The organism is Kitasatospora sp. NBC_01539 (assembly GCF_045040525.1).
In the GTDB taxonomy this organism is placed as follows: domain Bacteria; phylum Actinomycetota; class Actinomycetes; order Streptomycetales; family Streptomycetaceae; genus Kitasatospora.
The window spans coordinates 1,925,576-1,939,343 of the sequence record NZ_CP109390.1 but is presented as its reverse complement, the minus strand read 5'-3'; the positions used below and the strand labels follow the sequence as shown (position 1 = coordinate 1,939,343).

Below are 13,768 nucleotides of genomic sequence, written 5' to 3'. Positions count from 1 at the left end.
CATGAGGGCGGCGGCTCGGACGAGCCGCTTCCGGAAGCATGGAGTACCAGGACTGCTTCAAGGTGACATGACAAGAAAACTTGGCTGAAGGGCTCCGCTCAATGACCATCCGTCAGGACATGCCGGGTATATGCACGTTCAGTCCGTACGGCCGAGCACCCCGTGTTCGAGGAGCTCCGCGACCGCCGCGTCGGTGAGTCGATAGCGCACGATGCGCCCGTCCCGTTCGCCGGCCACCGTGCCTGCGGCCCGCAGGAGTCGCAGCGCCTGCGACACGGCAGGGTCGCGCATGCCGGAGGCGACGGCCAGATCGCTGACGGCCATCGGCCCGGTCTGGTGCAGGGCGAGCAGGAGGGCGAGGCGACCGGGATCGGAGAGCAGTGCGAAGCGGTCGGCCCAGGCCCGGACGTGCTCGGCGTCGCCGATCGCGGCGATGGCCTCGCAGACCTGGTGTCCGTCGATGGTGCGGTGGTGTGCGCGGTCCGCGGGGACGAGGTGCATGACGGGCATTCTCGCAGTCCGCCCTGCCGTGATCTTCGACACCTGCGCAGGTGTGCAGGCTTGCAGCTGTCGTGTCGTCACCCCTACGGTGGAGCCGCCGTGGTGCTCGGGAAGACCGGTGTCGGACCTCTGAGGTCCCAGTCCGGAGCGGCCCTCGCCACTGTGAACGGGGAGTCAATCCGTACCCCACGTGTGTCACTGGGCGCCTTGGCGCGCCCGGGAAGGCCGGGTACGGGCACCGTCGGATCCTCCCCGTGAGCCAGGAGACCGGCCACGGCATCTCACGACGACTTTCCACGAGGTGCTGGAGCGTGATCCGCAGATGACCCTGCCCGAAACCGGTACGGCCCCCAGGCCGACCGTCCCCGCTGCGCCGGCATTCCGCTGGCGGCGGGAGGACACCGTCCGTACCGCCGCCCTGATGGCGGTGATCCTGGCGATGCACGTGGTGGCGTTCGGCACGTTGTTCCTCCTCGTGGTGCCCGAGAAGTACGAGGTCGGCACGCAGGTGTTCGGTGCGGGCCTCGGCATCACCGCGTACACCCTCGGCATGCGGCACGCCTTCGACGCCGACCACATCGCCGTGATCGACAACACCACCCGCAAGCTCATGGCCGACGGTCGTCGGCCTGTCTCGGTGGGCTTCTGGTTCGCGCTGGGGCATTCGTCGATGGTCGTGCTGATGGCGGCTCTGGTCGCCGGCGGTGCTCAGCTCGCGGGCACGCTGATGGACGACGACTCCACCACGCACCAGGTGCTCGGCACCATCGGCACCACCGCGTCGGGCGCCTTCCTCTATCTCATCGCCGCGTTGAACCTCGTCGCCCTGCTCGGCATCCTGCGGGTCTTCCGCGCGATGCGGGCGGGTACGTTCGACGAGGCCGAGCTGGAGCGCCGACTCGCGTCGCGCGGCCTGATGAACCGGGTGCTCGGCCGTGCCACGCGTTCGATCACCCGGCCCGGGCAGATGTTCCCGGTCGGTCTGGTGCTCGGGCTCGGCTTCGACACCGCCACCGAGGTCGCGCTGATGGTGATGGCGGGATCCGGGGCGGCCGCCGGGCTCCCCTGGTACGCGATCGTCTGCCTGCCGTTGCTCTTCGCCGCCGGCATGAGCCTGTTCGACACGCTGGACGGCACGTTCATGAACTTCGCGTACCAGTGGGCCTTCTCCAACCCGGTGCGGAAGGTCTTCTACAACCTGACCATCACGGGCCTGTCGATCGCGGTGGCGTTCGTCATCGGCACGATCGAGCTGGTGGCGGTCCTGCACGAGAAGTTGGATCTCGGCGACCCGCTGACCGGGTGGGTCGCAGGGCTGAGCCTCGACAACGTCGGCTTCGTGATCGTCGGGCTGTTCGTGGTGGTCTGGGCCGCGGCGATCGGCTACTGGCGGTTCGCCAGGGTCGAGCAGCGCTGGGCTGCCGGGCCGACGGTCTGATCGTGGAGTGCGGGGGAGCGTGCGGTGCGCCGACCGGCTCCGGGGCTCCAGGGCTCCAGGGCTCCGGGCCTCGCGGCCCGTCCCGTTCCTTCGGGGTACCGGCCTGCTGAGGCCGGGTCAGCCGGCGGCCAGCAGCAGTGTGCCAGCCACGGCAAGGCCCGCGCCGACCACCTGCACCGGCCGCAGCCGCTCCTTCAGAACGCCACGCGCCATGAGCGCGGTGACGACGGGGTACAGCGAGGCGAGCACGGAGGCCACCGCCACGGATCCGCCGTGGGCGGCGGCCGCGTAGCTCGCGTTCGCTGCCACGTCCGCGATGCCGACGGCGGTGAGCGTGGGCAGGCTCCGTCGCAGTGCGCCGGCTTCGCCGGGTCCGGACGTTCGGGGGAGGGTCAGGAGTGCGGCGCCGCCCACCGCGACGTTGCACAGCCGCTGCACGCAGAGCGAGAGGAGCAGTCCGCCGTCGACGGTGGCCTGGGCGACGAGGGCCATGACGGCGCCGAAGCCGAAGGCCGCGCCGAGGGTGAGCAGCAGGACGCGCGCGCCGACGGCGCCGCCCTGCCGCCGAGGTCCGCCGGCGAGCGCGATACCCAGGACGGCGACGGCGATCCCGGCCAGTTGGCCCGTCCCGGGACGGTCGCCGAGCAGCAGCCCGAGACTGACGGGGACCGCCACCCCGACGGTGGCGAGGGGCGAGACCACCCCCATCGGCCCGAGTGCGAGGGCACGGTAGAACGCCAGCATCGCGAACGGGCCGATGACGCCCGCGACGGCTGCGTACCAGAGCCCGGAGGAGGCCTCGGTCCAGCCTGCGGTGACCACCACGCCGATCACCAGCAGGGCTGCCGCGAGCGCCTGGGAGGCGACGACGACCCGCAGGGCGGACATGCGCTTGGTCAGCGCGCCGCCGCCGAAGTCGGCCATCCCCCAGAGGGCGCTGGCGGAGAGGGCGAGCAGGTGGGACACCACGGTGGACTCCGGAGTACAGTCGGGCGGATTTTGTTGGCCCGCGCAGCATAGATCAGTAAAATGAACTGAACGAATCAATTTATTGGACTGGCATGCCTGATCCCGAGCTCGTCACCCAGGCCCTCGCGCGCAACCTGAAGAGGCTGCGGACCGACCGGGGCCACACGCTCGACGCCCTCGCCGCCAGGTCGGGGGTGAGCCGCGGCATGATCGTCCAGATCGAGCAGGGGCGGACCAACCCGAGCGTGGGCACGGTCGTCCGGCTGGCCGACGCGCTGGGCGTGTCCATCGCACGCCTCCTCGACTACGACGAGGTCTCGACGGTGCGGATCGTCTCCGACGACGAGGCCGTCCGGTTGTGGGCCGGGGCCAAGGGCGGCAGCGGTGTGCTGCTGAACGGCATCGAGGCGCCCGGCCCGCTGGAACTGTGGGAGTGGGTCATCATGCCGGGCGAGGCGCACGGTTCCGATCCCCACCCAGCGGGCACCGTGGAGATCGCGCGGGTCGACGAGGGTGAACTCACCCTCACTCTTGACGGCCGCGACCACCTCGTCCGCGCCGGCTCGACGGCTTCCTACGAGGCGGGCTGTGCCCACGGCTACCGCAACGCGGGCGACGTCCCGGTCCGCCTCACCCTCGTGGTCTCCGTACCGCCACCCGCACGCTGACGCGGCACCGGCGGGCGTCCGCTGACGCCACACCCGCACGCTGACGCCACACCGGCGTGCGTCCGCGCGCCCCGGTGTCCGCGCGCCCGATGTCCGTACGCCCCCGGTGCCGGCACTGCCACGGCGTCCGCACGAACGGGTGCCGACGCCGCGCGGGCCGCCGCACCGCCGACGCCGCCGCGCTCCCGGCCACCGACTTCCCTCGACGGGCGGCGACCGGCCGCCCTCCGTACGCTCGGAGCATGTCCGATGCGTATGCGGTCCGGCGTGAGCGCCTCAGGGAGCACTGCAGTGCGTCGGGGGTCGACGCGGTGCTGATCACCCGTGCAGCCAATGTCCGCTACCTCACCGGCTGCCCGCCCTGCGGTGCCAGTCTGTTGCTGACCCGGGAGCGCGCGATGCTCGCGCTGCCGGAGGGGCTGCCGCCGGACGACACCGGCGAGCACTTCCTCGGGCCCGACGTCGCGCAGTTGCTCGTGCCCTCCGAGACCGACACCGCCCTGGCGGCTGCCGAGGCGGCCGGCCGGCTGAAGGTCATGGACCTCGCGGTCGAGGAGCACGATCTCACCGTGCGCCGCTACCACGAACTCGGCGCGGTCGCCGGGGGCGTGCGGCTGGCTGATCTCGGTTCGGCGGTCGAACGCATGAGGGTCGTCAAGGACGAGCACGAGATCGCGGATCTGCGGATCGCCGCGGAGATCGCCGATCAGGCGCTCAGCGAGCTGCTGGAGTCGATCCTCGTGGGCCGGACCGAGCGTCACCTGGCGATGGAGCTGGAGCGTCGGATGATCGACCACGGCGCCGACCGTGCCGCGTTCCCCGTGTCCGTCGGCACCGGCAGCCACTCCGGCCTGGAGTCGCACCAGCCGACCGACCGCCGGGTGGAGGAGGGCGATTTCCTCACCGTCGTCCTCGGTGCCCGCTACCGCGGCTACGGCGTCTCGACCGCGCGCACGTTCGTCATCGGGGCCGCCCCGGCGTCCTGGCAGGTCGACCTGCACCGCCTGGTCTTCCGGGCGCAGCGGGCGGGCCGGGAGGCGCTCGGTCCGGGGGTGTCCGAGTCCGCGCCCGACCTGGCGGCGCGGGAGGTGCTGCAGTCGGCGGGGCACACCGAGCACCCGGTGCACCCGCTCGGACACGGAATCGGTCTGGAGATCCGGGAGGCGCCGCGCCTGGGCCCCGCCGACATGGGTAAACTGGACAGTCGCGTGCCGGTCACCGTCGGCCCGGGGGTACACCTTCCGGGGCGGGGCGGGGTCCGGATCGAGGACACGCTCGTGGTGCGCCCCCTCGAAGAGGGCGGGCCGGAGCTGCTCACCATCACCACCAAGGAGCTCCTCGCCCTGTAGCCGCCTCCGGCGGGTGCAGCATGCGGTCCTTGGTTCCTTGACAGCTATATCAGGAGTTAGTGCGCCCGTGGCTTCCACGAACGATCTCAAGAACGGCATGGTCCTCAAGCTGGACGGCGGCAAGCTGTGGTCCGTCGTCGAGTTCCAGCACGTGAAGCCCGGCAAGGGCCCGGCCTTCGTGCGCACCAAGCTCAAGGAGGTCCTGACCGGCAAGGTCGTCGACAAGACCTTCAACGCCGGCGTCAAGGTCGAGACGGCCAACGTCGACAAGCGGACCATGCAGTACTCGTACCGTGACGGCGACGCGTTCGTCTTCATGGACATGGACACCTACGACCAGATCCCGGTCAGCTCGGCGGTCGTCGGCGACTCCGCCAAGTACCTGCTGGAGGGCTTCGAGGCCCTGGTGGCGCAGAACGACGGCGCCCCGCTGTACGTCGAGCTCCCGGCTGCGGTCGAGCTGGTCATCGCCGAGACCGAGCCGGGCCTGCAGGGCGACCGCTCGACCGGCGGCACCAAGCCGGCCACCCTGGAGACCGGTGCCGAGATCCAGGTGCCGCTCTTCGTCACCACCGGCGAGAAGGTCAAGGTCGACACCCGCGACGGCAGCTACCTCGGCCGGGTCAAGTAATCGTGTCCAACGCGCGCACCAAGGCCCGCACGCGGGCCTTCCAGATCCTGTTCGAGGCCGACCACCGTGGCGTTCCCCCGCAGCGGGTGCTCGCCGAGTGGGTGGGCCGTGCTCGGGAGGCCAAGCCGGGTGACACCACCCCGCAGGTCGCCGAGTACACGATGGAGCTGGTCGAGGGCTACAGCGAGTACGCCCGACGCATCGACGAGCTGATCTCCACCTACGCCGTGGGCTGGACGATCGACCGCATGCCGATCGCGGACCGCAACGTGCTGCGGATCGGTGCCTACGAGCTGATCTGGGAGGACAGCGTCCCGGACGCGGTCGTCCTGGACGAGGCCGTGGAGATCGCCAAGGAGTACTCGACCGACGACTCCCCGGCGTTCGTCAACGGTCTGCTGGCTCGTTTCATGGAGCTCAAGCCGTCGATCCGTCGCGGCTGAGCGGCCCCCCGCATGACGCCGTGAAAGGCCGTCGGACCACTTGGTCCGGCGGCCTTCGCGCTGTCCGGCGGGGGCGTAGGCTACCGATGAGTAGTGTCTGAGGCGAAGGGCGTACCACCCATGACCACCGCGATACGCAGCGAGTTCGACCGGGGCATCGCACTGACCCCGCATCCCGACGAGCCCGGCCGGTACGAGGCCGAGCTCGGCGCCGGCTGGCAGATCGGCGGCGGGGTCAACGGCGGCCTGCTGCTCGCCGTCGCCGGGCACGCGATCTCCCTCGCGAACAGCGCGGACAGCGAGAACAGAGCGGACAGCGAGAACAGAGCGGACAGCGAGAACGGCGCGAACAGCCCGGACAGTGCGACCGGTGCGACCGGCGCGGGCGCCCACCGCCACCCGCTCTCGATCACCGGCCACTACCTCTCCGCCTCCCGCCCCGGCCCCGCCTCCGTGCTCACCGGGACGGTCCGCCGAGGCCGCACGCTCACCACGGGCACCGCCTCGCTCGTGCAGGACGGTGAGGAGCGGTTGCGCGTCCTCGCCACCTACGGCGACCTGACCACCCTGGACGGCGAGGTCGCCACCAGCGCCGAGCCGCCGGTGATGCCGGTGCCCGACGCGTGCATCGGTGTCGAGCACGCCCCGCCGCAACTCATCGAACAGGCCGCCCTGCTGGAGCGCTTCGACCTCCGCCTCGACCCGGCCACCGTGGGCTGGGCCCTCGGGCAGCCTTCGATGAACGGTCGCATCCAGGGCTGGTTCCGGCTCGCCGACGGCCGACAGCCCGATCCGCTGCTCCTCCTGCTCGTGGCCGACGCCCTGCCGCCGGTCACCTTCGACCTCGGCATGCCCGGCTGGGCGCCCACCATCGAACTGACCGTGCATCTGCGGGCGGTGCCCGCGCCGGGCTGGCTGCGCGTCAGCCAGGCCACCCGCAACCTGGCCGGCGGGTACTTCGAGGAGGACTGCGAGATCTGGGACGAGACCGGTCGCCTGGTCGCCCAGTCGCGCCAGCTCGCCCGGGCCCCGCGCCCCGCGTAGGACGGCCCTCCGTCCCGCCTCCGTCCCGCCTCCGCCTCCGCCTCCGCCCCCGTCCTCGGGGGAGGCGCCCGCCCGGCGACCCTGACGCACCGTCACGCTGCGGCACCACCGGCCCCGGTGGTGCCGTCCGCGCGTGACTGCTGACGCTCGGTTACAAGGCTGTGACACCGGGTGCGTGTGCGCCCCGGGGAGGCGGGGATGAACCCCGGCAGCGGCAGAACCGCCGCCCACCGCACCACCCGCAGGAGCTCACGATGTCCCGCAACAGCCGCTCCCCCCGCCCTTCCCGCTGCACCGCCCACACCCCGGCAGGGCGGCCGCGTAGCGAGGAGACGTTCGTGACGGGCATCCTGACCAGCTCCGAGGACTTCGAGCTGGCCCGCCCGTGGCGCCTGACCGATGCCGCGGACTGGGACAGCTACCTGCTCGACACGGCGGTCCTGCTGGCCGACGCGCGCCGCACCTACGACGCCGTGCAGGCCCGGATGTTCCACCCCGAGGACTTCGTCGACTTCTGCCTCCTGCACCGCCTCGACCCGGCCGAGCCCGCCGCCCGGGACCGCTACCTCGTCAACCCGCCGCTGCAGACCCAGCTGCTTCGCTACCAGGGGGAGGACCTCTCCGGCGATTTCGTTCCCCGCCTCGTGCGGGCCCGGGAGAGCGGCCTGACGCTGCGCCACATCGAGCTGCTGCTCGACGACGGCGACCCTGCGGAGGACGTCGCGCCGCGGGTGCGGCGCGCCCACCAGCGAGGGGCCGAACTGTTCCGGCGGATGCTGGTGGGCGCGGGGTTCGGCGCGTACCGCTTCCTGTGCGCGGTGGAGGCGCCGGGCGGCCGGCTGGAGGCGGAGGCGCGGATCCTGCACTGGGAGGACGGCGTGGTGCGCGTCAACGACGAGGATCTCGACCTGGTCTGCGCGGTGCTCTGCGCGGGCCTCTACCGCGAGCTCCCCGGTGCGGCGCTGATGCACGGGTCGCAGGGGTCGGCGGGTGCCTGCGGAGAGTACCGGCAGGTGGCCTGGGCCTGGCAGAGCGACGGCCTGGGCTACACCCCGGCGGCCGTCCGGCTGGACGACGTGGCGGCCGAGCCCGGCTTCAGCCTGGGCTCGGTGTGCTGACCGGACGGTGGTCCGGACACGCCGCGGCGGGGCCCGCAGCACCCGCTGTGCGCCCCGCCGTGACGTTTCTGCTGGGACCGGCTCAGCCGGCGTCCTCCTCGCGGACGGCGCGGCGCGCGTCCGGGTTCAGCACGCCCCAGCTGATGAGCTGCTCGGTGAGGATCGACGGCGACTGGTCGTAGATCACGGCCAGGGTGCGCAGGTCGTCCTGGCGGATCGAGAGCACCTTGCCGTTGTAGTCGCCGCGCTGGCTCTGGATGGTCGCCGCGTACCGCTGGAGCGGACCGGCCTTCTCGGACGGCACCTGGGTCAGTCTCTCCAGGTCGAGGACCAGGCGCGGCGGCGGCTCGGCCGCGCCGCCCGGGGTGCCGCCGGGCAGCAGCTCCTGCACCGGCACGCCGTAGAACTCGGCGAGCTCGGCGAGGCGCTGCACCGTCACCGCGCGGTCGCCGCGCTCGTACGAGCCGACGACGACGGCCTTCCAGCGACCCTGGGACTTCTCTTCGACGCCGTGCAGGGAGAGACCCTGCTGAGTGCGGATGGCCCGGAGCTTGGCCCCGAGCTGCTTCGCGTAGTCGCTGGACATTGATCTCCCCGGACAATATTGCTTCGCGTGCAGTGAAGAGCCACGAGAGCGCGGGTGGTGACCGCGGGCCGTTCGCCCGAACCGGTGGGTGAGGCGTCGGCCCCGTAACTCACTGTGAGGTTACGTAGAGTGAGGTAGTCGCGTCAAGCCGAATGGGGCAGTCGTGCGAATAGCGCGGGGCCGCGGCGTGCCCCGGCCGACGGCGCGCAGGCTGACCTGCGGCGACGTCAAGCGGAGCGGCTGCTTCCCGGGGGGCGGTGGGCGCACTGCTAGCATGGGTGCGGCCCCGGTGCGCCGGACGCCAATCCCAGACATCCTTTAAGACCCGTCCCGTGAGGCGGGGAAGGAGGTCCGCTTCGGCATGACCACAGACACGCATTCGACGCCGCGTCCCCCGCACCAGGTGCTGGACGCCACCGACATCGCCCGGGTCGTCACCCGGATCGCCCACGAGATCGTGGAACGCGCCAAGGGCGCGGAGGACGTCGTCCTGCTCGGCATCCACACCCGCGGTGTCCACCTGGCCCGCCGGCTGCACACCAAACTCACCCAGATCACCGGGCGCGACATCCCGCTCGGCACCCTGGACATCACCATGTACCGGGACGACCTGCGGCTGAAGCCCGCCCGCGCCCTGGAGCACACCGAGATCCCCGCCGCCGGCATCGACGGCAAGCTGGTGATCCTGGTCGACGACGTGCTGTTCTCCGGCCGCACCATCCGCGCCGCGCTCGACGCGCTCAGCGACATCGGCCGCCCGCGCGCCGTGCAGCTGGCCGTCCTCGTCGACCGGGGCCACCGGGAGCTGCCCATCCGCGCCGACTACGTGGGCAAGAACCTGCCCACCTCGCTGCGCGAGGCCGTGCAGGTGCAGCTCGCCGACGCCGACGGCCGGGACGCCGTCCTGGTCGGCGACCGCGACTACGCGGCCCGTTCGTCCCAGGCCCTCGCCGCCGACCCGCACCTCCCGGAGTGACCGCGTGAAGCGCCATCTCGTCTCCACCGCCGGCCTGAGCCGCGACGACGCCCTGCTGATCCTGGACACCGCCGAGGAGCTCGCCCAGCTCTCCGGCCGTGCCGTCAAGAAGCTCCCCACCCTGCGCGGCCGCACCGTCGTCAACCTCTTCTTCGAGGACTCGACCCGCACCAAGACCTCCTTCGAGGTCGCGGAGAAGCGGCTCTCCGCCGACGTCATCAACTTCTCGGCCAAGGGCTCCTCGGTCTCCAAGGGCGAGAGCCTCAAGGACACCGCGCTGACCCTGCAGGCCATGGGCGCCGACGCCGTCGTCATCCGCCACCACGCCTCCGGCGCGCCCGCCCGGCTCGCCGACTCCGAGTGGCTGCACGGCAGCGTCATCAACGCGGGCGACGGCACCCACGAGCACCCCACCCAGGCCCTGCTCGACGCCTTCACGATGCGCCGCCACCTCAACCCCGGCCTCGGCCGCGACCTCGCGGGCCGCCGGATCACCATCGTCGGCGACATCCTGCACAGCCGGGTGGCCCGCTCCAACGTGCACCTGCTCACCACGCTGGGGGCCGAGGTCACGTTCGTCGCACCGCCCACGCTCGTCCCGATCGGCATCGAGAACTGGCCCTGCCAGGTGTCGTACGACCTCGACACCGTGCTGCCGAAGACGGACGCGCTGATGATGCTGCGGGTGCAGCGCGAGCGGATGAACGCCGCGTTCTTCCCGACCGAGCGGGAGTACTCGCGCCGGTACGGCATGGACGGCATCCGGATGGCGCAGCTGCCCGAGCACGCGATCGTCATGCACCCCGGCCCGATGGTCCGCGGGATGGAGATCACGGCCGAGGTCGCCGACTCGCCGCGCTGCACCGTGGTCGAGCAGGTCGCCAACGGCGTCTCCGTCCGGATGGCCGTGCTCTACCTCCTCCTCGGCGGAGCCACCCTCGCCGACGCACCTCGTACCGACTCCTCGGAGGCCGCCCTGTGACCAGCTACCTGATCCGCAACGCCCAGATCCTGGGCGGCGCCGCCAAGGACATCCACATCGCCGACGGCGTCATCGCGGCGATCGGCGACCACCTGGACGTCGAGGCGGACGTCGACCTCGACGCGCACGGCCTCATCGCCCTGCCCGGCCTGGTCGACCTGCACACCCACCTGCGCGAGCCCGGCCGGGAGGACGCCGAGACCGTCCTCACCGGCACCCAGGCCGCGGCCAAGGGCGGCTACACCACCGTCCACGCGATGGCGAACACCTTCCCGGTGGCCGACACCGCGGGCGTCGTCGAGCAGGTCTGGCGGCTCGGCCAGGAGTCCGGCTACTGCGACGTGCAGCCGGTCGGTGCCGTCACCGTGGGGCTGGAGGGCAAGAAGCTCGCCGAGCTCGGCGCCATGCACGACTCCGCCGCCGGCGTCCGGGTCTTCTCCGACGACGGCAAGTGCGTCGACGACGCGGTGATCATGCGCCGCGCGCTGGAGTACGTGAAGGCCTTCGACGGCGTCGTCGCCCAGCACGCCCAGGAGCCGCGCCTCACCGAGGGCGCCCAGATGAACGAGGGCCAGGTCTCCGGCGAGCTCGGGCTCGGCGGCTGGCCGGCCGTCGCCGAGGAGTCGATCATCGCCCGCGACGTGCTGCTCGCCGCGCACGTCGGCTCCCGCCTGCACGTCTGCCACGTCTCCACGGCCGGCTCGGTCGAGATCATCCGGTGGGCCAAGGCCAAGGGCTGGAACGTCACCGCCGAGGTCACCCCGCACCACCTGCTGCTCACCGACGAGCTCGTCCGCAGCTACGACCCGGTCTACAAGGTCAACCCGCCGCTGCGCACCGCCGCCGACGTGGAGGCGCTGCGCGCCGCGCTCGCCGACGGCACCATCGACGCCGTCGCCACCGACCACGCCCCGCATCCGGCGGAGGACAAGGACTGCGAGTGGGCCGTCGCCGCGATGGGCATGGTGGGCCTGGAGACCGCGCTGTCGGTCGTGCAGCAGACGATGGTCGACACGGGCCTGCTGAACTGGGAGGGCGTCGCCGACCGCATGTCGCACCGCCCGGCGCGGATCGGCCGTCTCACCGGGCAGGGCCGGCCCGTCTCGGTCGGTGAGCCGGCGAACCTGGTGCTCTTCGATCCCGCGTACCGTGGTGCCGTGGATCCCGACACCTTCGCCACCCGCAGCCGCAACACCCCCTACCGCGGTCTCGACCTGCCCGGACGCGTCCACGCGACGTTCCTGCGCGGCCGGGCCACGGTGCTCGCCGGAGAGCTCGCCGACCGGGACGGGCTCGCGTGACGCCGCTCGCCACCGGGTACGCCGCGGGGCAGCTCGCCACCGAGAAGGCCAAGGTCACCGACTGGCCCGGGTACATCGGGTGGACGGTCGGCCTGCTGATCCTGATCGCGCTGGTGTACTGGCTGATGCGGCAGGGCTGGAACTGGCGCCGCACGCTGCAGTCCGACCTGCCGCCGCTGCCCGCCGTGCCGGACGACCCGGGCACGGCGCTCCTGGAGAGCAGCGGCCGCTACCACGGCTCCACCACCGCCGGGAACTGGCTGGACCGCGTCGTGGCCCACGGCCTCGGCACGCGCAGCCTCGCCGGGCTGACGCTCACCGAGCGGGGCCTGCTGGTCCGCCGCCCCGGCGACGCCGACCTGTGGATCCCCGCCGAGGCGCTCACCGCCGCGCGCCGCGACTCGGGGATCGCCGGCAAGGTCGTCCCCTCCGGGCTGCTGGTCGTCACCTGGGACCTCCGGGGCACCGCCCTGGACTCCGGGTTCCGGGCCGACCACCCCGACGAGCACACCGCCTGGGTCGAGGCGGTCGAGGCTCTTGTGACACGCACGAAGACGAAGAAGACGGAAGAGGCCGCCCCATGACCGCACCTGCCCCCACCACGCCTCGCACCAGGCGGGAGCGAGTGCCCGCCGTGCTCATCCTGGAGGACGGCCGGACGTTCCGCGGCCAGGCGTACGGCGCCGTCGGCGAGACGTTCGGCGAGGCGGTCTTCAACACCGGCATGTCCGGCTACCAGGAGACGCTGACCGACCCCTCGTACCACCGCCAGGTGGTCGTGATGACCGCCCCGCAGATCGGCAACACCGGCTGGAACGACGAGGACGACGAGTCCAGGCAGATCTGGGTCGCCGGGTACGTCGTCCGCGACCCCGCCCGGGTGCCGTCCAACTGGCGCTCGCGCCGCTCGCTCGACGACGAGCTCACCGCGCAGGGCGTCGTCGGCATCAGCGGCATCGACACCCGCGCGCTCACCCGCCACCTGCGCGAGCGCGGCGCGATGCGCGTCGGCATCTTCTCCGGCCCGGCGCTCGCCGACGAGCCGGCGCTGCTCGCCCGGGTGCTGGAGGCGCCGGAGATGAAGGGCGCCGACCTGTGCGCGGAGGCGGCCACCACCGAGACCTACGTCGTGCCGGCCGTCGGCGAGAAGCGCTTCACCGTCGCCGCCCTCGACCTCGGCATCAAGGCGATGACCCCGCAGCGGATGGCCGAGCGCGGGATCGAGGTGCACGTGCTGCCCGCGAACTCCACCCTGGAGGACGTCTACGCCGTGAACCCGGACGGCGTGTTCTTCTCCAACGGCCCCGGCGACCCGGCCACCGCCGACCACCAGGTGGCGGTCGCCCGCGGCGTGCTGGAGCGGAAGACCCCGTTCTTCGGCATCTGCTTCGGCAACCAGATCCTCGGCCGCGCCCTGGGCTTCGGCACCTACAAGCTCAAGTACGGCCACCGCGGCATCAACCAGCCGGTGCAGGACCGCACCACCGGCAAGGTCGAGGTGACCGCGCACAACCACGGCTTCGCCGTGAACGCGCCGCTGGACACGGTCAGCGAGACCCCGTTCGGCCGCGTCGAGGTCTCCCACGTCTGCCTCAACGACGACGTGGTCGAGGGCCTGCAGGCGCTGGACGTGCCCGCCTTCTCGGTGCAGTACCACCCGGAGGCGGCCGCCGGCCCGCACGACGCCGCGTACCTCTTCGACCGCTTTGTCGACCTGATGGCCGGTGCCCCGGCCCGCACCGCCACCGCAGGGAGCTGACCC

General features: G+C 72.1%; 15 protein-coding genes and 1 riboswitch. Of the genes, 12 read left to right on the top strand and 3 right to left on the bottom strand.

Translation table 11 applies throughout. The features are described from left to right. Positions 1-138 precede the first annotated feature (138 nt). Positions 139-501: an ArsR/SmtB family transcription factor gene (locus OG335_RS08250; RefSeq protein ID WP_405010375.1), complete on the bottom strand. Its 363-nt coding sequence runs from the start codon at positions 499-501 to the stop codon at positions 139-141. Positions 502-584: 83 nt separating this feature from the next. Beyond that, positions 585-792, top strand: a riboswitch (cobalamin riboswitch). A gap of 31 nt (positions 793-823) precedes the next feature. Between OG335_RS08250 and OG335_RS08245 the strand changes: the two genes are divergently transcribed. Further along, on the top strand, positions 824-1,939 hold the full coding sequence (locus tag OG335_RS08245) for a HoxN/HupN/NixA family nickel/cobalt transporter (protein ID WP_405010374.1): 1,116 nt from the start codon (positions 824-826) through the stop codon (positions 1,937-1,939). A gap of 117 nt (positions 1,940-2,056) precedes the next feature. Here OG335_RS08245 and OG335_RS08240 read toward each other — a convergent pair whose 3' ends face one another. Then, positions 2,057-2,905: an EamA family transporter gene (locus OG335_RS08240; RefSeq protein WP_405015335.1), complete on the bottom strand. Its 849-nt coding sequence runs from the start codon at positions 2,903-2,905 to the stop codon at positions 2,057-2,059. Between the two features lie 95 nt (positions 2,906-3,000). Here OG335_RS08240 and OG335_RS08235 point away from each other — a divergent pair, with 95 nt between their 5' ends. The 6 genes from OG335_RS08235 to OG335_RS08210 all read left to right on the top strand — a co-directional run bounded on the left by OG335_RS08235 (position 3,001) and on the right by OG335_RS08210 (position 8,161). Then, entirely contained in the window at positions 3,001-3,576 is a 576-nt protein-coding gene (locus OG335_RS08235; protein WP_405010373.1) for an XRE family transcriptional regulator, read from the top strand. 242 nt (positions 3,577-3,818) lie between these two features. Continuing rightward, a complete protein-coding gene (locus OG335_RS08230) occupies positions 3,819-4,925 on the top strand; it encodes a M24 family metallopeptidase (RefSeq protein ID WP_405010372.1) in 1,107 nt (368 codons plus the stop codon). Positions 4,926-4,992: 67 nt separating this feature from the next. Next, complete coding sequence (gene efp / locus OG335_RS08225) at positions 4,993-5,556, top strand: elongation factor P (RefSeq protein ID WP_405010371.1); 564 nt, start codon at positions 4,993-4,995, stop codon at positions 5,554-5,556. Positions 5,557-5,558: 2 nt separating this feature from the next. Next, positions 5,559-5,999: a transcription antitermination factor NusB gene (nusB, locus tag OG335_RS08220; RefSeq protein ID WP_405010370.1), complete on the top strand. Its 441-nt coding sequence runs from the start codon at positions 5,559-5,561 to the stop codon at positions 5,997-5,999. 120 nt (positions 6,000-6,119) lie between these two features. Further along, on the top strand, positions 6,120-7,043 hold the full coding sequence (locus OG335_RS08215) for a thioesterase family protein (RefSeq protein WP_405010369.1): 924 nt from the start codon (positions 6,120-6,122) through the stop codon (positions 7,041-7,043). Positions 7,044-7,381: 338 nt separating this feature from the next. Then, entirely contained in the window at positions 7,382-8,161 is a 780-nt protein-coding gene (locus OG335_RS08210; protein WP_405010368.1) for a hypothetical protein, read from the top strand. 82 nt (positions 8,162-8,243) lie between these two features. On the opposite strand, the gene OG335_RS08205 is transcribed toward OG335_RS08210, so the two are convergent. Then, positions 8,244-8,747, bottom strand: a complete 504-nt coding sequence (locus OG335_RS08205; protein ID WP_014134541.1) for a transcriptional regulator — start codon at positions 8,745-8,747, stop codon at positions 8,244-8,246. A gap of 361 nt (positions 8,748-9,108) precedes the next feature. Here OG335_RS08205 and pyrR point away from each other — a divergent pair, with 361 nt between their 5' ends. From pyrR to carA, 5 genes are read left to right on the top strand one after another with little or no spacing between them, the layout of a single operon-like run. Further along, positions 9,109-9,723 (top strand): bifunctional pyr operon transcriptional regulator/uracil phosphoribosyltransferase PyrR, encoded by a 615-nt coding sequence (gene pyrR, locus OG335_RS08200; protein ID WP_405010367.1) that lies wholly within the window; start codon positions 9,109-9,111, stop codon positions 9,721-9,723. Between the two features lie 4 nt (positions 9,724-9,727). Beyond that, positions 9,728-10,705 carry an aspartate carbamoyltransferase catalytic subunit gene (locus tag OG335_RS08195; RefSeq protein WP_405010366.1) on the top strand — a complete coding sequence of 326 codons (978 nt, stop codon included), beginning with the start codon at positions 9,728-9,730 and terminating at the stop codon, positions 10,703-10,705. After that, a complete protein-coding gene (locus OG335_RS08190) occupies positions 10,702-12,006 on the top strand; it encodes a dihydroorotase (RefSeq protein WP_405010365.1) in 1,305 nt (434 codons plus the stop codon). Before OG335_RS08195 ends, OG335_RS08190 begins: the two co-directional genes overlap by 4 nt. After that, entirely contained in the window at positions 12,003-12,590 is a 588-nt protein-coding gene (locus OG335_RS08185) for a hypothetical protein (RefSeq protein ID WP_405010364.1), read from the top strand. The genes OG335_RS08190 and OG335_RS08185 overlap by 4 nt, the downstream gene beginning before the upstream one ends. Then, positions 12,587-13,765, top strand: a complete 1,179-nt coding sequence (gene carA / locus OG335_RS08180; RefSeq protein WP_405010363.1) for a glutamine-hydrolyzing carbamoyl-phosphate synthase small subunit — start codon at positions 12,587-12,589, stop codon at positions 13,763-13,765. The genes OG335_RS08185 and carA overlap by 4 nt, the downstream gene beginning before the upstream one ends. The last annotated feature ends 3 nt before the right edge of the window (positions 13,766-13,768 follow it).

Coding starts and splice junctions, on each gene's coding strand:
- OG335_RS08250 (WP_405010375.1), bottom strand. CDS start 501: ATGCACCTCGTCCCCGCGGACCGCGCACACCACCGCACCATCGACGGA.
- OG335_RS08245 (WP_405010374.1), top strand. CDS start 824: ATGACCCTGCCCGAAACCGGTACGGCCCCCAGGCCGACCGTCCCCGCT.
- OG335_RS08235 (WP_405010373.1), top strand. CDS start 3,001: ATGCCTGATCCCGAGCTCGTCACCCAGGCCCTCGCGCGCAACCTGAAG.
- OG335_RS08230 (WP_405010372.1), top strand. CDS start 3,819: ATGTCCGATGCGTATGCGGTCCGGCGTGAGCGCCTCAGGGAGCACTGC.
- OG335_RS08215 (WP_405010369.1), top strand. CDS start 6,120: ATGACCACCGCGATACGCAGCGAGTTCGACCGGGGCATCGCACTGACC.
- OG335_RS08205 (WP_014134541.1), bottom strand. CDS start 8,747: ATGTCCAGCGACTACGCGAAGCAGCTCGGGGCCAAGCTCCGGGCCATC.
- pyrR (WP_405010367.1), top strand. CDS start 9,109: ATGACCACAGACACGCATTCGACGCCGCGTCCCCCGCACCAGGTGCTG.
- carA (WP_405010363.1), top strand. CDS start 12,587: ATGACCGCACCTGCCCCCACCACGCCTCGCACCAGGCGGGAGCGAGTG.